We start from the raw sequence: 16,551 nt of genomic DNA, 5'->3' as shown, positions 1-16,551 counted from the left end.
CCAAAAGAAAAACCTGTTATATAAAAATTTTTATATTATATACGGGAGTTGTCCGAGATATAAAAAAAGAACCGCCCATGTCTGGACGATTCTCTATTGGTTATCTTTACTTGATTAAGCGGATTTTTGAAGAATCTTCTGTTCAATCTTCCCAATGAAAGCTGATACTTTCCATTCTCCGATTTCACAAACATCAAATTCTTCCCTATCCAGTTCAATTCCAAACGCTTCTTCAATATGATGCATCATATCTTCCAATTCATCCGTGGCTCCGTACGTAAACAGTATGGCATTCGGGCTGACAGGTTGCATGAAAGCCGTTGAATGGCGGTTTATAATGGTTAATATCGTTGCTAACTTCATGGTTATCTCTCCTTTTTTGTTCTTTTCCTTTTTATTTCGCAACTGCAGTGTCAATTTCCAATTCCTTTGGATTCACCACACAAAAGAGCTTGAACTTTTGATTGAAAAGTCCTGTTGAAATCATTAGGTTATCCACTATCTCATGATGCTTCTTTCCGTCTACTTCAACCAAAACACCATGATAGTTTTTCACATACAAGCCTGCTTGGAATAGTTCACCCCGTATAAAGCCTTCTCCCTTGATACATTTTTCAATGGCTTCCTGAAACGATAAGGTATACCCTTTCATTTATGGAATCCTCATTTTTTGATTTCTTGTTTAATCTTTTTGAGGTGCTTTTCTTTGAAAGGTGTGTCCACAATTGTTACACTTCCATTTGTAAAATCCACCATAGTTTGCTTCGAATGAAAGATTATCTTCGCCGCATTCAACGCAATATAGGTATTCTTCTAAGTTCATTGCAGTCTTATCATTTTGCTCCATGATTACTTCCTTATTTTCTTGAGCATCCAGATAGACGTTCACAGCTTCAATTAGATTTTCTCCTTTATAGCTTTTATACGGGTCTACACGGACAACCACAGAGTCTAGAACCCTCGATGATTCTCCTTCAGAAATATCCATCTCAAATTGAACGTTCAAATAGTTTTCCTGACAAACCTTTACGGCTTAATCGTTATTCGTCACTTTTTTCATCTTCCTCTCTCCCTGTGCAAGAATCTTACTTATTTAATTGATATCGTCTTTTATACTTCAACACCGATTGATAAGAGAATCAAATCCTCTAGAGCTACACCATTTAGTTTCAATTGCTGTAAAACAAATCTTAACCGTTTCACTTTTTCTTCTAATTTTGCTTCCAACTCGGCGTTCTTTTCATACTGAACATATTTAGTGAGGTTAAAAATTTCTTCTTTTAACCGTAAATACTCGTTATAAAACTCCTGTGCAATCCATCCTTTACCTTCTAGTAACATCTGAATCCTCTCCTTGTAAGGTTTTTCATCTCATTTCTCTTCCTCTATAACAATCTGATTAGAGAATTGCATGTTGTCCAAATACCTTCGTAACGACAATGGTCGTTGGCGTATGATAAAGCGTTAAAGAAAAGTCACCAACGAGAAGTATCGGTTCGTTGTATTCAACCGCTAAGATTTCTTCTCCCTTTTTCTCAATAAGATGAATCATATCTTTTAGCTTTATGTTGTGATGTAAAAATGCTTTTTCAATGATTCCCGCTTCAAAAACAACTTCTTTCTCGTTCTCCTGAATTCTAACTTTAACCATAAAAATTCCCCCTACCCTACATTTTTTAAGTTGCTATCATTATACAACCAATCAACCTAGTATGCATACACATATTCGTAAAAAATAATTTACTTTTCTTGTTGTTATAAACATAACCCCTTTTGTCGTTTATGGTATATGATACACGGCTTGTTTGTCGATTATGAGAATAAATATTTTCTTTCCTTCGTTTGATTATAAATAAACCTATGATATAATTTTGACTATAAACAATATGTTGAAAAACGGTTTAAAGGAGATACCATGATAAAAGACCAGAAACTACCCTTAATAATTATTGCTTCCCTATCTTTTCTCTCCATGATAGGAAGTTTATATTTTAGCGAAGTCATGCAATTGCTACCCTGCGACTTATGCTGGTATCAGCGTATTTGTATGTATCCGATTGGTTTGTTAGTGGTCATTTCGCTTTTTATTCACGATAATCACGTCAAACACTACATCCGTTTTTTATCTATAGTAGGATTTGTAGTTGCTCTCTACCATCTCTATATTCAGTATTTCCATCAACACAGTTCATTTTGCAGAATCGGCAGTTATTGTGGGGAAATCCAGATTGAATTTTTTGGATTCATCACCATCCCCCTTATGAGTGCCGTAGCCTTTCTATTTATTTTCGTGCTGACATTCTTTGCGGCTAAAAAATAAGGCTATACGGAAAATCGTGTTGAAAGCAAAAACTAAACATCCAAAATATATGGTTTTTACAAACGCCGATATTGCGAAAGGTGGGAAAGAAAATGGATTTTTACCAAGCGTGTGAATCGATGACAAAAGGTAATGCTGTCGAAAGTCTTGTTTCAAAAACTATTTACGAAATGTCAGAGAAAGGTCTTTTAGCGGAAGGAATGTTAGTTCCACTCGATTATGTAACCGTTGAGGAAGCGAATGGAGAATGGCAGGAAGTAACCATAATTGAAAGCATGGAAGACTTCGAAAAACTTTCTCCTGAACAAAAGCAAAGGATTTTATCAAATGCTTACCAACATGCGAAATTTAACGAAAGACATGGCAGGTAATTTTTCTAGTTTTTACTTGTAGTAAAAAGTAAAAAGCCAATATTCTATCAAAACAGGAAATCGTAAATAGTGGAAGACACATATTGCAAAGTAAAAGGAGTGCTTATGGAAACATACCAGGTTATAAATGAATTAGCCAAACTCAAACAAAAGGAAGATTATGAAGGATTTAAAAATCTCTTTGAATCGCTAAATTTAAACGAGTTGACCAAATTACACATGTTTTCAATTGAATTAAAGAACTCTTGTGAACAATACGCATTACGAGCAAAATACGTCATACCGTTATGACAATATAGTAAATATAAAAAAAGTTACTGGAGTTTCATATGCCGATTTCAACACGATATTCCTCATAGCAAAAATAATAATCCAAACAAAATCAAGAACCGAGATGCATAGCACCTCGGCTTTTTTATTGTTCTAATTATTTGTATCTTGATTTTAATTTATCAAGAAAGGGTAAGAATTCTTTGTGTGGATAAACATTTCTACACTTTTTAACGTGCTGGTATGCTTCGTCATAGTTCCCGAATTCCTCACAACACAACCATAATGCCAACACTGCAGACCTAGAGACGCCCTCATAGCAAGATATAAATATTTTTTTATTATCTTTTTTGTACATTAAAATCTGTTTAAAACGTTTTTCCCATACGATAACAGCTTCTTTTAAGTTTCCATCATCAAACGGTATAGGATGAACGATGACGTTATCAGGTATATGAAGGTGCTTCGGTACATTCGTTTCGCATTTAAAATCAAACCAAACATCAACCAACGGTAGTGTTTTTCGGGTATTTCGAACGCCGCCCAATAGAGCCAGTCAAATATAGGCGTTACATCATCATTACAAGGTCTATCCATTACCATGCATCTCTACGCTCTCCATCCACGGTTGATTCTTCATAAACAATGAGCGTATCAAAATCCAGTTTGACTACACTTCTGATAAACGTTTCTAAATAGCCAGGGTTATGCGCAATTTTTTCAAGCAACTCCGCATCCTTTGGCAAGTCCATCAGAATCCAGTTTTCATAAAGTCTAGACGCCAAAGATTTTTGTATAGAGGATTCATAATATCGTTTGACCATCTCACGATTCCCCATCTTATAAACCGTAAAGCTATGTTTATCAAACAAGATGGCGGGTTCGGTTATTTCCTCCAAAGGACTTTCATCCTCCATCAAAAAAATGCTCCCGTATTTTTCTTTATAATTTCGCATGTTTGTTTCTCCTCTTCTTATAACCAAATGGCTTTTATTTGTCTATAATTTTAAACAGACACTTTTCATTATCTATTTGCCCGTACTTGAAACCTATTTTTTTAAGTCCGTGATGGTATGCGTCTCTTCTTCTATTATCTAACCATCCAACACGTATCAGTTCACCGTTCTTTGTGTATATAGAGGATTCAAAAGCTAAAATCATTCTTTTCGCCCACAGCAAACCCTCTAACCCACATCTTCCTGTTTCTTTTCCCGTTAATACATCTTTTTCTTGCATTATCCATTGCTTAATGTGTTTCTTTTTATTGGCGAGTAACAAAGCAATGTTATAGTGCCTTCTTTTCCCTGAATCATCTTTAAAAAAGAAAATGGAGATGGTTTGTCCGTTAGTTAATCGATGATTCTTGTAAAACCCATAAACGTGGTAGTCTCCATCAAACTGTATCTATCGAAATCCTCCATGCTACCACCTCATCATCTTTTCTCAACTTTATTACCCTGCTAAATCCAGTGTTCCCGTGTAAATTTGATTGTCTGCTCCAACTGAATAGGTTTGTTGGATTCCTTCTTTATCGAGGACAATGCCATGCAGGTATCCACCAAACACGGCTCCCCCATCAATCCCAATTTTACTCTGACAAGGTGAAACCCAAATCCCTTTACTATTGTCACTGTTTAGATTTTTCGTTAGGGTATGCCCAAAGATAATAATTTTCCCCGTTTCATTTTTTCCATAATGGAATGGCTTGCGAATCCAAGTAAAATCCAACTGATTTGAGTTTTTCCAATCCTTTAGGTTGAGATTAACCCCTGCATGAACCAATAGATACTGATTCCATTCATAGTAGTAGGGCAAACTCTTTAAAAACTGGATTTCCTCTGTAAAATAGGTTTTGAGCTGTTTGACAATCTCAGAAGGCAAACGAGTATAGGTAATATCCGTATCAAAAAAAGAATAAAGCGTTTCTCGTCCTCCTTGAGGATAGTACGCTTCTAATTGTTCGTATGGATTCTCCATCCAATCTAACAACATTCCTTCATGGTTTCCCCTTAAGACAATCGCTCCATATTCTTCACGAAGACGTTGAGCTAATTGAATAACTCCGTAGGAATCTTCTCCTCTATCAATTAAGTCACCAAGCAACACGAGCCGTTCTTTATCAGGATTCCACTTGGATAACATCAATTCTAATGTGTGTCGTTTTCCGTGAATATCCCCTATAACAAACAACCGTTCCATCTCTATCACATCCTATTAATCTATCTTGTTTTGGTATATATAATTATACTCCATATATACTTATGTGTAAATTTTATTTTACATTTTGATAAATAACAGATATGATATATATATAAATAATAATCGGATTTTTGAATTGATAGAGAGGTGACTTGTCATGCATATGAAGTATTTTCAAGCGTTAGCCGACATCAGAAATCATTATGATGATATATTGAGATATTTTGATAGTACAAAGTTCGGGCATCAATTGTTAGAAACTTTGGGGATTAAACATACGGAAGAAGATTTTATCCTGGAAGAACGTGAAGTATTGCGGTATTTGATTGGTTGCCAGCATATGTTTGTTCACGATGCCAACGCAACAAAACCTTCACTGGATGTGGTTGAGCGTTGTTTCAATCGCCATTTGTGGTTTTTGGAGAACATTCATCAGTGTAACGCCTATAACGTGAACAAACACCCTTCTAAATTGATTCAAAATCAATACAAAGCGTGTAGACATTACCTGTTTCAATTCTCGCTACCTGCTTGGTATAAAAAATTACCGAACGAGATTTTAACCATAGATAAAAAACATTCTTCCATTCTTAATTAAGTTACTTGTGGAAAGGACGAACCAACATGTTGTATTCTCATAAAAATTACCCACATGCCTTACCAGCCCTGTTGTTTACCAATCATGTGAAAGAAACGATGCATGAACTAAACCAGATAGGTGACTTCTTAGAACGTGCTTCGATGGAACCCATGCTTTTGTTTACCGAATCGTATCGTGTATTAAAAACAGCAAACAATCTCCTGGTGAATAGTTTTCAAACAGAAGACCGTAAAGATGGATTGACTCCGCACGCTTTTCTTATTTTCTTAGGCTCTTTATTGGATAAAGCTTTTACAGAATGGGCGACCACCCAACAACTATCTTTTCAACCATCCGTTAAAGTGCGACAACCCAATACCTTTCCTTCTATCTTTGCCATCTATGTAGAGGATACGGAACTCATGCAGTTTAATATCTTTGAACAATGGTATGGGATTCAACAGAACATCTTAACACCAGAAGAAATCAAGTCCAACCTAAAAAGAAAAGAAGCATCCATCAATAACATGATTGAGGATTTGGATAAGAAAATTGAAAAATGTCAGTCCTTTCAAAAGTCACCGCTATCTAAGGTACGTTCCTTGAAGGATACCCATTATTATCTGTTTAAAAGAAAAGCCCTACTCGAAAAAGTAGCGAAGAAAATAGACCGCTTTGAAGACTTAAAAATAGCCCTGGTAAAAGAGTTGCAAGAAGAGCGGAATAAAATACAAGAACACCTAGAGTTCCATGCTGACAAGCAGGAAAAGCTCAATGGGATTCTCCCTTTCTTCAAGGAACTCGGATATGCATTGCAAGACGAGAAGTACAAATTATATTAATGATAACGAAGGAGAGAACATACGATGAACTTTTTTGAAATCGGATATGAAAACATTATTGAAATCGTATTAGCCAATAGCTCATATGAAGCCTATGGGTTTTTCGTTATTGAACATGCATCTACTATCGAATGCGTGGAGGATGTAGAGGTTCGAGATACCTATACCTATGACCACCAGATTGAAGTCTCCTGTATTGGCATACCTCAATACAAAACATTAAAAGAATTATATGAGGAAAAAACAAACCCACAGGTTCCAATGGTGATTTGTTCCGTTACCCCCTAAACAAAACGCATAAATCCCTATAGTTCTATTTTCTCAGGTAAATGTGCTTAAGAAATTGTTAAATGATACGTTTTCATGTAGAATAAGGTCGAATTGATTAGTTCAGGGGGCTTATTTTTGTGAGCAAAGGAGAGTATGTTTGGTATAAAGGAAAAAAATGTGAAATTGTTTATGATTACGGAAACGGTTACTATGAAATTCGAGTAGACTTGAACGTCGAACTGGTTCATGAATCTAAAATTCAAATACTAGATGAACCTGAATCACCGCCTTCTACATAACAAAAGTCACGAATAAAAAACCAGCCAACTATTGGCTGGTTTTTTATGTTTATATGATAGGTTTGCGATAGTCTTGAAACTTTAACCGAAAAGCTTATTAGCCTGCTCTTTTGTTAAATAAACCAATCCAATTGCATCTTTTTGGACTTCTTCATTAAACTGAACAATGTACATATTCCCATTATCGAATTGCTTATAAATGGTATCAAACTCACCGCCTTCTACCTCTTTATATCCCATACTCATGTATCTTTCTTTTGTCATGTTCTTTCCTCCTATACTTATGGTTTGTCCTAGTTGAAATGATTTAACAGGTTCGCCAACATGTTGCAATTCATCTTAAAGTTCACATTGCTCGTTATCAAACATAGGATAAAAATTCTCAAAAGCACTGCAGACTCCCAGGATTTTTCCCAAAGTCTGTTTGTCAAGAACACTTGATTCATAGGTCATTAGTGGTGTTTCATCCTCTTGAATCATCGGTTTCCACAGCTTGCATTGAAAACATTGGATAGTTTCACATTGTGCTTCCTGCTTCAATTCAATCATCATTATTACACATTCCTTTTCTATTTCTTTGTGTTCATTCTCAACTTTCTATCGCCTATTCTCCAAAATAGTGGCTATCACTTGCCCAAAGTTTCTCAGCCGTCTCATTATCAACGGGCTTGGCATCCCTTGGTAGTTTCTCCACTTCAGTTGGTAATGTGAAATCAATATACCGAGCTTCACTATTAATGGTTGCTCCACTAAGTTGCATATTCCCTGTAATTTTACGATTTATTGTCCATAAACAATCGTGCATTTTTCCATCTTTGCCTTCAAATTGCTCGGTCTTTCCTTCTTTTTTTAGTGTTAAGTAAATTTTTGACATCTAACATCTCTACTTATAAAAATAGTAACCTGCTAGTGAAAATGAGAAATCATTTACCTGTTTTGTATGTGTATATCGTATTATAGTCTTTCTTTCCCCTTCCATTCCGAATGGTTATGTACCAAACCACAAGAGGTTACGTTCGTATAAAATCCACCAATTATAGGAGACCTGATTCCTAACTATAATGAATAATAACTAGAATTTTGGTGTTTTATATAAACATATTCATAAGGAGCGATGGTTCATGAAACTGACAAAGAAAGAAGTAGGATTGATTCGTAATATGGCATTTTTCGTCAATGTCTTAGATAGGAATGCAGAAACAATGGTTCAAGAGCACTTGGATAAAATCCCCGAAAAAAAACGGGAATTAGCTTTAGCTTATTTTCAATTTCTCACCCGTACAGATGGAGTTAAATCGTATGTAGTGGATTTTAAAGCGTCGGGTGCTGGACATTTGACTTACCACCATTGTACAGTGGAAGAAGCCCATAACAAGGCATTATACGCCCTGCAGAATGGAGCGTTTGGTAAGCATGAAAAGCTGGAAGATATTGTCATTCAAAAGGTGAGTCCTGAAACGATTTACCACAATCAATTTGAGGATTTTGTTCAGGCTACATCAGCGGCATAAAGAAAAAAGACACAGGGAAGTATAATCTACCTTGTGTCTTTTTGATATTGTCCATGTTCTAAATCACTTCTACATAACTGCTTTTTCTTGATAAAACACGAGGTCTTTTTCAGAAAAAGAATCGCCCCCAATTGCAGGAACAACATTGCACCAGTAACAAGGAACCCCTAATCTTTCGGTTTCTTCTTCGTCATAACCAACTACATATAAAAAATCTTGCTTACGTTCTAGTTGTTGATAATAGGTGGCACAATTATCACGCTCTCGAATACGAGGTGTTTTATTGATTGCAATAACTCTATCGCCAATCTGGTATTTGTACTCCATTATTTATCGCTCCTTTTTATAGTAACAATTCTATATTCTTACTAGAATTATATCTCATTAATTCTAGTATGTAAATTATTTTTTACAAATAACATATTACTAATGAATCACAGGGGTTCATACCCGTGTCTGTTTTTTGTTCCATGTAACTAAAAGGATTTTTGGCACGGATTATAAAGGGTCAACCTCAATACTATCAACGTATCCATTTTCACCAGTTTTTGTAGAAGGATTCCAAGCACCGAATTCAAAGGTTTTCCAAACATAACCCAAATTAGGAACCTGCCACGATGAAAATCCTCCATTAGTATAGTAAATACCTCTACCATCGTCTGCTGTATCATAGAAGAATGTAATCAAACGGAAGCCTGTTGTGGCTGATAATCCATTTATTTTCATCCTAAATGCACGAAGGTTTTGTGGTAAATCAATAGTGATATGTGGGTCACCATCTTTAATAAAAGTATGAATTGGTAGAACCCAATTATTTCCTACTTTAACCCAATTAAATCCTGTTGAAATGGTTGCTATCGGTTGACCATTGTTATTTGCAAGTGAAATGTTCTGTCCAGCAATGTTTGCTGTGACTGCTCCTGCATCGCCTACTTTCAAATTGGCTGAAAAAGCACCATCGGATGCCGTAGTCGCTGAACCCGTCAACGCTCCACCAAATGAAACGGTTTGATTGTCTACAGGATTGCCGTATTGGTCAGTTATTGTACCTGTTACCGTTGCATTTTGTCCCTTGCTTAACGAGGATGGAAGTGTGACGATAGCTTTTGCAGGGGCGTCATGGGTAATGGATAACGGATTAGGCATATTATAAATTAACGCATTGCTTCCAACTAAAAGTGACATGCCAATGTTTTGAGATTTCGTTGGTGCGGTAAAGCTAAAATCGGCTACCCCATCCTTCACATTAACCGTTTGAGAAGGCAGGATGTTATTCGCAAATTGGGCCGTGATTGTTTCATCATTTTCTACAGGATTTCCATATTGGTCAAGCACATTAAGTTTTACCTCTCCTGGTTTTCCTGCCACAACGGAACCAGCATTTCCCTCAATTTGGGTAGGATGGTCGGCACGAACATATAGTTGTGGATTCATCGTAAAGGAAGAATCTCCTGCTTTGATGGTGAAGGAATCACTTCCTTTTTTGTAGGAGCCGTATAATCAACGGTGGATGAACCTTCTTTGGTTGCTGTCATGTTCTGAATGCTCCCACGTTGAGAGGAAACCTGAATAGCCGTTCCGTCTAGTACGATATTTCCATAGATGTCTTCTGCATCGCCACTTACATTGGAAGCTTTGCCTGCCACAACTGTAGCTGGATTTTTTAGATGAAGTTTTGCGGTTGTTCCAGGTATAAAGGTTTCCTGTGTAATACCTGATTGAACATCCACCCCATCTTGATTCGCATTATCCCGTACTTGATAAGCAAGAGATACGATATTGGCACTGTGGTCATTAAGAGGTACACTGGCGGTTCCCTTTGTAATTTCAATCGCATCAGGAGTCGCAAAGGTGGACGCAACTCTTGCATTACCCGTCCCTTTTCCCGATACCGTGAGGGTTGCATTTGTAGCAGGATTCCCATAATCATCGGTAGCATTGACATTGAGACTTCCGCCCTCTGTTACACGCACGGAATTATTCGCTACACCAGCCGTAACATGAGTCGCTTCTCCAATAGCGGAACCTGTCTTAAATACGCTGGAAATTGCCACTGGGTTTTTCATGATAATATGATTTTTGTTATCAAACGGATTGACTTTGGTGTAAACGACATTGCCCACTTGGAAAATGGTTGATAACTTAAAAGTAGTTTTTGCTTTTTCCAAATCACCTTGGTTGTCGCCACGTTGCCAATCCGCTTGTTGACCTTGCATTTGGAGTCCTTTTACTTCTTTATCAAAAGAAGTATAGGAGATAACGCCACCGTTTAAGAGTGTAACGGTCTTAGTGTTATCGTCTACGGCTGTCACGACATCCATCATAGGCAGAGCAAGTGTTGATTTGCCTTTATCCCCATTATCTTGATGATTTTGCAAATCATTTTCCCCTGCGGTGAGGACAATGGCATGTTGTGTGTAACGCTTCATTACATCATGGGAAATAATCGCTTGGTTAGCGGTCGCATCAAATGTGACATCGGCTTTCGGAAGCACAGTTACCGTTTTGCCATCTAGTACATACGCTTGGACAAGTCCATTTTTAAGCATAGCGGATGCCATGCGATATTCTTTGGAAGTGGGGTCAAGTTGAATCACCATATTCGCATCAGGTCGTACTACGGTTGTTCCCATAGCAGGCGTTACACTTTTTACCAACGGAACGAACGTCTTTTGATTTTGAGTTTTGAAGTCGTTTAATACATTAGGAGCCACGGGATTCGTAACTTGAGCAGTAGCCTCACCACCAAAGTGATTTTTTTCAATCAGGTTGTTTGTAGTCGATGCAAAAGCATGTCCTGTCATTAAGGTGGAAGCCAAGATGGAGGTTCCCATTAACACCTTCAAGGATTTTTTCACTCTTTTTGATTCCGTCTTTCTATATTTCAATCGTCAAACCCCTCCTATTTTATATTTTTCACGTATCAATATTGTATTTAATTTTTTAGATGTTATTTATCAAGCAATACCGCGTCTTATCAAACCTTGTTCAGGATACATCTGTTATGAATAAATCTGCTTGAACATAAAAAACACAAGGCTCGATGATACACCTTGTGCTTTTTTATGTTCAACTATCGGATGTTTGGTTCTTTGTTTTTCATTAATAAGTTACTGTAATATTTCCCAAGCCAACCTGCGTCCTAAAAGACATATTGGGAACATTAGCCTCATAAGTGATGCATTCTATAGCATCTCTAAGACCAGCCGCTCTTAACGTATTGGCAGAAATTGAAACATGCTTATAAGAAGTATTGGGGAAAGTCACCGAGTATGTCCGTCCCATTCTGTCATATACCGTTATACGACCAAAACTACTAACAGGACCTATATCTCTTTGATACGCATCTAAGCTTAAATCTCCTAAAGGTATAAGTCCTCCCAAACTTCTGGGAGGATTGTAGTAGAAATTGCTTCCGTATGGACTACAATATATATCCCATAATATGGTGTTAGTTAATAGCTTAACGGAATTAGAAGCTTGAGTACTAACCGTAACACTTTGTCCCGCACTGTTGGCTAATAAGATGGAAGTTCCATTAATATTAGCGTTTACTGCCCCATCGGAAACCACATTAAGTGAACCTGATAATGCGCCATTTGCATCTGCTGTTACCGTTCCTTTTAAGGCTCCCGTAACAGTAATCGTTTGGTTCCCCACTGCATTATCATACTTATCTTTCAATGTTCCTGTTACAGACACATTTTGCCCAACAGTCATTGTTGATGGTACGTTCAATACCGCTTTGTTTGCTTGACCAGGAGAAACATTGATAGAATCAACCACCCCATAACCTGAATCTGCACCTGTCACGTTAACGGGACTCGCTCCCGCTTTCGTTGGGGCTTTTACTGTGAAAGAAAAGGCTCCGTTGGTTGTGGGAGTTAGGTTAGAAACCGTTGCATTTTGAGCGGATACATTCATTTGTGTCCCGTCTAAAACAGCATTACCATAAATATCATCCGCTTCTCCTGTAAAATCAGCATTTTCTCCTGCTATAATTTTTTGCGGATTTATCACTTGAATTTTGCCTGTTAATCCAGGCAAGAAGTTTTCAGAAACAGAACCTTTTTGCGTATCTACAACATCTTTATAGATGTTATCCTGTACGGTATAAGAAAGGGATACGGTTTCTGCACTATGGTCAGAAAGCGGTACACTACCAGTTCCATTTGTAATACTAATGGCATCAGGTGTTGCAAAAGCAGAAGCTACTTTGGCATTACCCGCACCTGTTCCTGTTACGGTTAGTGTAGCGTTGGTAGCAGGATTGCCATAGTCATCGGTTACATTGACATTAAGTTTTCCTCCATCGGTTACTTTAACCGATGCATTTTCAACTTGAGCGGATACGTGGGTCGCTTCACCAATGGCTGAACCCGTTGTGAAGAAGGTTGCGATAGCGGTTCTGTCTTTTCCAGCAATTTGTGTTCTTCCACTCGCAGGATTTTTAAATGCCTTCACCACATCTCCGAATTTATACTTAGAGGCGATTTTTACACCATTTGTCTGTTTTTCATCGGATTTTTCTTTATACTTTTCATTTTGGGCTTCTTTACTCAATGGAACTTGTTTATCGCTTCCAAAGGATACGGTTCCATGACCCAAAAGCGTAATACTATCGGCTGTGGTATCCACTGCAGTGACAACATCAAGAGAAGGTACATCAATCTTTTTAACAGATTTATTGTCTTCTTTATTACCCGTTTTTTGCTTATCCTCTTTATTAAATCCATGATGTTGGATATCTAACACGATGGCATATTGGGTGTAGCGGTCTAATACGGCATGTTTCACGGTCAATTTGCCTGTGGCGGAATCAAATTCAATATGATTATTGTCAAGCGGTGTCAGTGTTTTTGCATCCATTAAATAAGCACCAATCATCCCTTTAGAAAGGAATTGAGAGGCTAGTTTATATTCTTTAGCATTGGGCTCAAGCTGGAACACCACATCTTGGTTGGGGCTTACCACCGTACTTCCTATAGCAGGCGTCACACTCTTAACAAGTGGGACTTGCACGTTAGTCTCCTTTTGATGGACGATATTGAGCACATTTTTAACTTGTTGTACGTCTACTTGTGCATTCACTTCCCCACCAAAGTGATTTTTTTCAATGAGGTTACTGTTCGTCGAGGCGAAAGCTTGTCCTGTCATCAGGCTCGAAGCTAAGATAGACGTTCCCATTAGTACTTTCAATGTATTTTTTGTTCGTTTTAAATTTTTGTTTTTATCTTTCAATCGTCAAATTCCTCCTAGTTTATATTTTTTTTCATGCACAAATATTATATTTTGACTTTATACTATTTATTATTAAATATTATCTATAGTGCATTATATTAAGTTTGTTTATCAAGAGGTTTGATGTCTTAGCACTTCTGGGTTTGAAAACAACAAAAAAAGAGGATTTCTCCTCTTTCTCTTGACCGCTATTTATGCTTCCTTTTCCTGTACATCTACTAATTGTCCCATGCGATATGTATAAGTGGTTCCGCTTGGCACTCGTAATTTGCTATAAAGCACACGGCATCCGCAATGAGCACATTTTGCATTGTTTAAATCTCTTGGTTTCTTTTGTGGAACAATTGCCTTAATTAAATCTTTCGTAACCTCTACCTGTGATGCTGAATCCTTTGTAAGGACAAACAGTGGATTTGAACACGCATGGCATAATACCTGTGTTCCTGTTGGATATTGTAGTGTTGTGGTTTGCATAACCTTTCGTCCTCTCATTTTTGATTTATAGATTAATTTTTCGATAGATATTGATATTGTCTTTATCGTGATTCAACTTTATATTGCCTTGTGTTGGTTGCTATCATGGCATTTGGCTAATTGTTCTTGAAACTTTGGGTTTTGTTGAATGTCGGTCGCCAACATCGATAAATGGTTGTGCAACAAAACCAAATCGGTTTCTCTATCATTTCCATACTGCATGATTTGTCTGGTAATGGAATGAAGCCACTCCTTGTACATGATAAATTCCCTCCTAATCCCTTCTTTTTTCTCCCTATATTTAGTTACTATGTTGTTCCTTATAGTCTTTTTTTAATTACTTTTCCTTAATCACTAAATACAGACTATCATATGGTTGCGTATTTGTAAATTATATTTTACGAAATAATAAATTTATGTTAGAATGAATACAGTAAAAAGTGGTTATCCAGACCACAACATGACAAGGATGGTTAAAATGAAAAATATAAACGAACCAAAGCGTATCGTTATTCTTTTAGAAAACGAACAATTTTTAGTATCTGAAGGCGATGAACATAATGATGTATTTAACACCACTTCGGATATTTGGAAGCTATTTTTACAGAAAATACACTGCCATCCGTTAAGATTGGCGATTCAATCTATGTAGAGAATAAAGATGCAGAAATCAAGGTCGTGGATATCCAGGAAGTCCAGCTTCAATTGGTTGCTCCAGAAAAGAAGTTTTTTCAACTTTACCAAGAAGGTTCAGTTCAAGCTCACGCCATTGATGACTACATCGATAAATGGCATGACAGCCAATCAAAAGAAGAGTTACACGATTACCTTGGCATGTCCTTTGACAAGTATAAAAATTGGGTCGTTCGTGGCACATTTGTGGGACGATTACTATTCAGTAAAGGAGGAAACGACAATGGAAGTAAAAGATTTGATGATTAAAAACGTGATTACGGTTCATAAAGACATGACCGTCAAGGAAATACTAGCCCTTATGGTTGAACACAGAATTGGTGGCGTTCCTGTGGTTGATAATGAGGATAAACTCATTGGTATGATAAGTGACGGGGATATCTTGCGTTATCTGGCTCCGAAAGACACATCCGTTCGTGATTTATTCATCATGGTATTTGTTATTGAGGCACAGAAGATAGAAGCCGTCCTTGAATCGAAGATAAACAAGACTGTGGATGAAATCCTGCGTCATAAAGTGTCCAAACACATCGTTTCTGCTTCTGCAGACGACGATTTCGAGGAAGCCATACGATTGCTGGCGCATCACCACTTTAAAAAACTCCCTGTTATCGATAGCGAAAATCATGTAATCGGGGTAGTAAGTCGTGGTGACCTCATTCGAAACCTTTCCATGAAAATTATTGCTTAACAAAAAGAGAAGAGTTCTACTCCACATAAGAGTAAAACCCTTCTTTTTTTATAGCTTATTGATAAATCTGTCCAATAGGCTTCTTGTTAGAAACCTAACGGGTTTCACATCGTTTAACAAGGAAATCAAATGAGGGGAAATCAAATAATAGCAAGTGATAAATACACGCCCCATGACATGCTTTCGAAGGGCATTATCCCGATATTGTCGCAATTTCTCCACTTGCCATGCATCTTCATGTCCATACACCGCAGTCGCAATATAGCAGGCTTTCTTTGTGGTTCGGTTGTACACACGATTATATGCCGCTTTCTTCGGATTGGTTAACCATCCATATCCTCTTGGTGCTCGATATTTATTTAAATACATTACATGTTAAAGTTTAAGACACATGAATAAAAAGTTGGGCATCATATCTTTAAATACATCTCATGTTAAGCTCCAACAGGAATATGGCGGTTTGTTAGCGATTAACAAATACATATCATGTTTTTATATGTTTTAGGTTCAAGTATACGTGAGAGTTGAACATGGGAACTTATCAAAGGTACAAGCGACAAATAATTTAAATACATCATATGTTATGGTTCAACCACAAACAATTACAATTTTGGATAAGTACAGATTTAAATACATCGTATGTTAATGGTCACTCTTGTCGAGATGGTAGATTCTAGACAAATAAATAATAGAACAAATGGATGGCAAAGAGTTGCTTAAATACATCTTATGTTTAATTTAAATACCAACTAAGAAAATCGGTCAAAGACTTCGCAATGAATGGAATGAT

General features: G+C 37.0%; 26 protein-coding genes and 1 pseudogene. 9 read left to right on the top strand and 18 right to left on the bottom strand.

Annotated features, from left to right (window positions below; all coding sequences use genetic code 11):
* Window positions 1-114 precede the first annotated feature (114 nt).
* The 5 genes from PP175_RS28780 to PP175_RS28760 form a co-directional block, all read right to left on the bottom strand.
* Window positions 115-363 (bottom strand): hypothetical protein, encoded by a 249-nt coding sequence (locus PP175_RS28780; RefSeq protein WP_272443662.1) that lies wholly within the window; start codon window positions 361-363, stop codon window positions 115-117.
* A gap of 31 nt (window positions 364-394) precedes the next feature.
* On the bottom strand, window positions 395-652 hold the full coding sequence (locus tag PP175_RS28775) for a hypothetical protein (RefSeq protein ID WP_272443660.1): 258 nt from the start codon (window positions 650-652) through the stop codon (window positions 395-397).
* Between the two features lie 30 nt (window positions 653-682).
* Window positions 683-1,006 (bottom strand): hypothetical protein, encoded by a 324-nt coding sequence (locus PP175_RS28770; RefSeq protein WP_272443659.1) that lies wholly within the window; start codon window positions 1,004-1,006, stop codon window positions 683-685.
* Between the two features lie 104 nt (window positions 1,007-1,110).
* Entirely contained in the window at window positions 1,111-1,341 is a 231-nt protein-coding gene (locus PP175_RS28765) for a hypothetical protein (protein WP_272443658.1), read from the bottom strand.
* Between the two features lie 58 nt (window positions 1,342-1,399).
* Window positions 1,400-1,651, bottom strand: a complete 252-nt coding sequence (locus tag PP175_RS28760; protein WP_272443657.1) for a hypothetical protein — start codon at window positions 1,649-1,651, stop codon at window positions 1,400-1,402.
* A 264-nt stretch (window positions 1,652-1,915) separates the two neighbouring features.
* On the opposite strand from PP175_RS28760, the gene PP175_RS28755 reads away from it, so the two are divergent.
* Entirely contained in the window at window positions 1,916-2,320 is a 405-nt protein-coding gene (locus PP175_RS28755) for a disulfide bond formation protein B (protein WP_272443656.1), read from the top strand.
* A gap of 92 nt (window positions 2,321-2,412) precedes the next feature.
* Window positions 2,413-2,691: a hypothetical protein gene (locus tag PP175_RS28750; RefSeq protein ID WP_272443655.1), complete on the top strand. Its 279-nt coding sequence runs from the start codon at window positions 2,413-2,415 to the stop codon at window positions 2,689-2,691.
* Between the two features lie 866 nt (window positions 2,692-3,557).
* On the opposite strand, the gene PP175_RS28745 is transcribed toward PP175_RS28750, so the two are convergent.
* The 3 genes from PP175_RS28745 to PP175_RS28735 form a co-directional block, all read right to left on the bottom strand.
* Window positions 3,558-3,917 carry a hypothetical protein gene (locus PP175_RS28745; protein ID WP_272443654.1) on the bottom strand — a complete coding sequence of 120 codons (360 nt, stop codon included), beginning with the start codon at window positions 3,915-3,917 and terminating at the stop codon, window positions 3,558-3,560.
* Window positions 3,918-3,951: 34 nt separating this feature from the next.
* Complete coding sequence (locus PP175_RS28740; RefSeq protein ID WP_272443653.1) at window positions 3,952-4,197, bottom strand: hypothetical protein; 246 nt, start codon at window positions 4,195-4,197, stop codon at window positions 3,952-3,954.
* A gap of 216 nt (window positions 4,198-4,413) precedes the next feature.
* On the bottom strand, window positions 4,414-5,160 hold the full coding sequence (locus tag PP175_RS28735) for a metallophosphoesterase family protein (RefSeq protein ID WP_272443651.1): 747 nt from the start codon (window positions 5,158-5,160) through the stop codon (window positions 4,414-4,416).
* A 163-nt stretch (window positions 5,161-5,323) separates the two neighbouring features.
* On the opposite strand from PP175_RS28735, the gene PP175_RS28730 reads away from it, so the two are divergent.
* The 4 genes from PP175_RS28730 (at window position 5,324) to PP175_RS28715 (ending at window position 7,151) form a co-directional block, all read left to right on the top strand.
* Window positions 5,324-5,758 (top strand): hypothetical protein, encoded by a 435-nt coding sequence (locus PP175_RS28730; RefSeq protein WP_272443650.1) that lies wholly within the window; start codon window positions 5,324-5,326, stop codon window positions 5,756-5,758.
* Window positions 5,759-5,784: 26 nt separating this feature from the next.
* Window positions 5,785-6,582 carry a hypothetical protein gene (locus PP175_RS28725; RefSeq protein ID WP_272443649.1) on the top strand — a complete coding sequence of 266 codons (798 nt, stop codon included), beginning with the start codon at window positions 5,785-5,787 and terminating at the stop codon, window positions 6,580-6,582.
* A 24-nt stretch (window positions 6,583-6,606) separates the two neighbouring features.
* Window positions 6,607-6,870, top strand: coding sequence for a hypothetical protein (locus tag PP175_RS28720; protein ID WP_272443648.1), 264 nt, complete (start codon window positions 6,607-6,609; stop codon window positions 6,868-6,870).
* 119 nt (window positions 6,871-6,989) lie between these two features.
* On the top strand, window positions 6,990-7,151 hold the full coding sequence (locus PP175_RS28715) for a hypothetical protein (protein ID WP_272443647.1): 162 nt from the start codon (window positions 6,990-6,992) through the stop codon (window positions 7,149-7,151).
* Between the two features lie 81 nt (window positions 7,152-7,232).
* Here PP175_RS28715 and PP175_RS28710 read toward each other — a convergent pair whose 3' ends face one another.
* The 3 genes from PP175_RS28710 to PP175_RS28700 all read right to left on the bottom strand — a co-directional run bounded on the left by PP175_RS28710 (window position 7,233) and on the right by PP175_RS28700 (window position 8,025).
* Window positions 7,233-7,415: a hypothetical protein gene (locus PP175_RS28710; protein ID WP_272443646.1), complete on the bottom strand. Its 183-nt coding sequence runs from the start codon at window positions 7,413-7,415 to the stop codon at window positions 7,233-7,235.
* 75 nt (window positions 7,416-7,490) lie between these two features.
* A complete protein-coding gene (locus tag PP175_RS28705; RefSeq protein ID WP_272443645.1) occupies window positions 7,491-7,703 on the bottom strand; it encodes a hypothetical protein in 213 nt (70 codons plus the stop codon).
* 52 nt (window positions 7,704-7,755) lie between these two features.
* Window positions 7,756-8,025, bottom strand: coding sequence for a hypothetical protein (locus PP175_RS28700; RefSeq protein WP_272443644.1), 270 nt, complete (start codon window positions 8,023-8,025; stop codon window positions 7,756-7,758).
* 247 nt (window positions 8,026-8,272) lie between these two features.
* On the opposite strand from PP175_RS28700, the gene PP175_RS28695 reads away from it, so the two are divergent.
* A complete protein-coding gene (locus tag PP175_RS28695) occupies window positions 8,273-8,662 on the top strand; it encodes a hypothetical protein (protein ID WP_272443643.1) in 390 nt (129 codons plus the stop codon).
* A gap of 69 nt (window positions 8,663-8,731) precedes the next feature.
* On the opposite strand, the gene PP175_RS28690 is transcribed toward PP175_RS28695, so the two are convergent.
* The 6 genes from PP175_RS28690 to PP175_RS28665 form a co-directional block, all read right to left on the bottom strand.
* Complete coding sequence (locus PP175_RS28690; protein WP_272443642.1) at window positions 8,732-8,989, bottom strand: hypothetical protein; 258 nt, start codon at window positions 8,987-8,989, stop codon at window positions 8,732-8,734.
* Window positions 8,990-9,160: 171 nt separating this feature from the next.
* A complete protein-coding gene (locus PP175_RS28685; protein WP_272443641.1) occupies window positions 9,161-10,096 on the bottom strand; it encodes an Ig-like domain-containing protein in 936 nt (311 codons plus the stop codon).
* The gene (locus PP175_RS28680) at window positions 10,093-11,550 is read right to left on the bottom strand and encodes a hypothetical protein (protein ID WP_272443640.1); all 1,458 of its coding nucleotides are present in this window, start codon (window positions 11,548-11,550) and stop codon (window positions 10,093-10,095) included. Before PP175_RS28680 ends, PP175_RS28685 begins: the two co-directional genes overlap by 4 nt.
* A 214-nt stretch (window positions 11,551-11,764) precedes the next feature.
* On the bottom strand, window positions 11,765-13,903 hold the full coding sequence (locus tag PP175_RS28675) for a hypothetical protein (RefSeq protein ID WP_272443639.1): 2,139 nt from the start codon (window positions 13,901-13,903) through the stop codon (window positions 11,765-11,767).
* 192 nt (window positions 13,904-14,095) lie between these two features.
* Window positions 14,096-14,377: a hypothetical protein gene (locus tag PP175_RS28670; RefSeq protein WP_272443637.1), complete on the bottom strand. Its 282-nt coding sequence runs from the start codon at window positions 14,375-14,377 to the stop codon at window positions 14,096-14,098.
* Between the two features lie 78 nt (window positions 14,378-14,455).
* Window positions 14,456-14,638 (bottom strand): hypothetical protein, encoded by a 183-nt coding sequence (locus PP175_RS28665; RefSeq protein ID WP_272443635.1) that lies wholly within the window; start codon window positions 14,636-14,638, stop codon window positions 14,456-14,458.
* 327 nt (window positions 14,639-14,965) lie between these two features.
* Between PP175_RS28665 and PP175_RS28660 the strand changes: the two genes are divergently transcribed.
* Both PP175_RS28660 and PP175_RS28655 read left to right on the top strand, forming a co-directional pair.
* Window positions 14,966-15,319 carry a hypothetical protein gene (locus tag PP175_RS28660; protein ID WP_272443633.1) on the top strand — a complete coding sequence of 118 codons (354 nt, stop codon included), beginning with the start codon at window positions 14,966-14,968 and terminating at the stop codon, window positions 15,317-15,319.
* The gene (locus tag PP175_RS28655; RefSeq protein ID WP_272443632.1) at window positions 15,294-15,761 is read left to right on the top strand and encodes a CBS domain-containing protein; all 468 of its coding nucleotides are present in this window, start codon (window positions 15,294-15,296) and stop codon (window positions 15,759-15,761) included. The genes PP175_RS28660 and PP175_RS28655 overlap by 26 nt, the downstream gene beginning before the upstream one ends.
* A gap of 48 nt (window positions 15,762-15,809) precedes the next feature.
* On the opposite strand, the pseudogene PP175_RS30190 reads toward PP175_RS28655, so the two are convergent.
* A pseudogene (locus PP175_RS30190) lies at window positions 15,810-16,112 on the bottom strand (CFI-box-CTERM domain-containing protein); the annotation flags it as partial.
* Window positions 16,113-16,551 lie beyond the last annotated feature (439 nt).

It is taken from the genome of Aneurinibacillus sp. Ricciae_BoGa-3 (assembly GCF_028421645.1).
In the GTDB taxonomy this organism is placed as follows: Bacteria; Bacillota; Bacilli; order Aneurinibacillales; family Aneurinibacillaceae; genus Aneurinibacillus_B.
The sequence above is the reverse complement of the archived record's forward strand: the minus strand, read 5'-3'. Positions and strand labels throughout refer to the sequence as shown.

Coding starts and splice junctions, on each gene's coding strand:
- PP175_RS28740 (WP_272443653.1), bottom strand. CDS start 4,197: ATGCAAGAAAAAGATGTATTAACGGGAAAAGAAACAGGAAGATGTGGG.
- PP175_RS28665 (WP_272443635.1), bottom strand. CDS start 14,638: ATGTACAAGGAGTGGCTTCATTCCATTACCAGACAAATCATGCAGTAT.
- PP175_RS28750 (WP_272443655.1), top strand. CDS start 2,413: ATGGATTTTTACCAAGCGTGTGAATCGATGACAAAAGGTAATGCTGTC.
- PP175_RS28765 (WP_272443658.1), bottom strand. CDS start 1,341: ATGTTACTAGAAGGTAAAGGATGGATTGCACAGGAGTTTTATAACGAG.
- PP175_RS28685 (WP_272443641.1), bottom strand. CDS start 10,096: ATGAATCCACAACTATATGTTCGTGCCGACCATCCTACCCAAATTGAG.
- PP175_RS28720 (WP_272443648.1), top strand. CDS start 6,607: ATGAACTTTTTTGAAATCGGATATGAAAACATTATTGAAATCGTATTA.
- PP175_RS28705 (WP_272443645.1), bottom strand. CDS start 7,703: ATGATGATTGAATTGAAGCAGGAAGCACAATGTGAAACTATCCAATGT.
- PP175_RS28745 (WP_272443654.1), bottom strand. CDS start 3,917: ATGCGAAATTATAAAGAAAAATACGGGAGCATTTTTTTGATGGAGGAT.
- PP175_RS28655 (WP_272443632.1), top strand. CDS start 15,294: ATGGAAGTAAAAGATTTGATGATTAAAAACGTGATTACGGTTCATAAA.
- PP175_RS28730 (WP_272443650.1), top strand. CDS start 5,324: ATGAAGTATTTTCAAGCGTTAGCCGACATCAGAAATCATTATGATGAT.
- PP175_RS28775 (WP_272443660.1), bottom strand. CDS start 652: ATGAAAGGGTATACCTTATCGTTTCAGGAAGCCATTGAAAAATGTATC.
- PP175_RS28670 (WP_272443637.1), bottom strand. CDS start 14,377: ATGCAAACCACAACACTACAATATCCAACAGGAACACAGGTATTATGC.
- PP175_RS28735 (WP_272443651.1), bottom strand. CDS start 5,160: ATGGAACGGTTGTTTGTTATAGGGGATATTCACGGAAAACGACACACA.
- PP175_RS28760 (WP_272443657.1), bottom strand. CDS start 1,651: ATGGTTAAAGTTAGAATTCAGGAGAACGAGAAAGAAGTTGTTTTTGAA.
- PP175_RS28695 (WP_272443643.1), top strand. CDS start 8,273: ATGAAACTGACAAAGAAAGAAGTAGGATTGATTCGTAATATGGCATTT.
- PP175_RS28710 (WP_272443646.1), bottom strand. CDS start 7,415: ATGACAAAAGAAAGATACATGAGTATGGGATATAAAGAGGTAGAAGGC.
- PP175_RS28700 (WP_272443644.1), bottom strand. CDS start 8,025: ATGTCAAAAATTTACTTAACACTAAAAAAAGAAGGAAAGACCGAGCAA.
- PP175_RS28690 (WP_272443642.1), bottom strand. CDS start 8,989: ATGGAGTACAAATACCAGATTGGCGATAGAGTTATTGCAATCAATAAA.
- PP175_RS28755 (WP_272443656.1), top strand. CDS start 1,916: ATGATAAAAGACCAGAAACTACCCTTAATAATTATTGCTTCCCTATCT.
- PP175_RS28725 (WP_272443649.1), top strand. CDS start 5,785: ATGTTGTATTCTCATAAAAATTACCCACATGCCTTACCAGCCCTGTTG.
- PP175_RS28780 (WP_272443662.1), bottom strand. CDS start 363: ATGAAGTTAGCAACGATATTAACCATTATAAACCGCCATTCAACGGCT.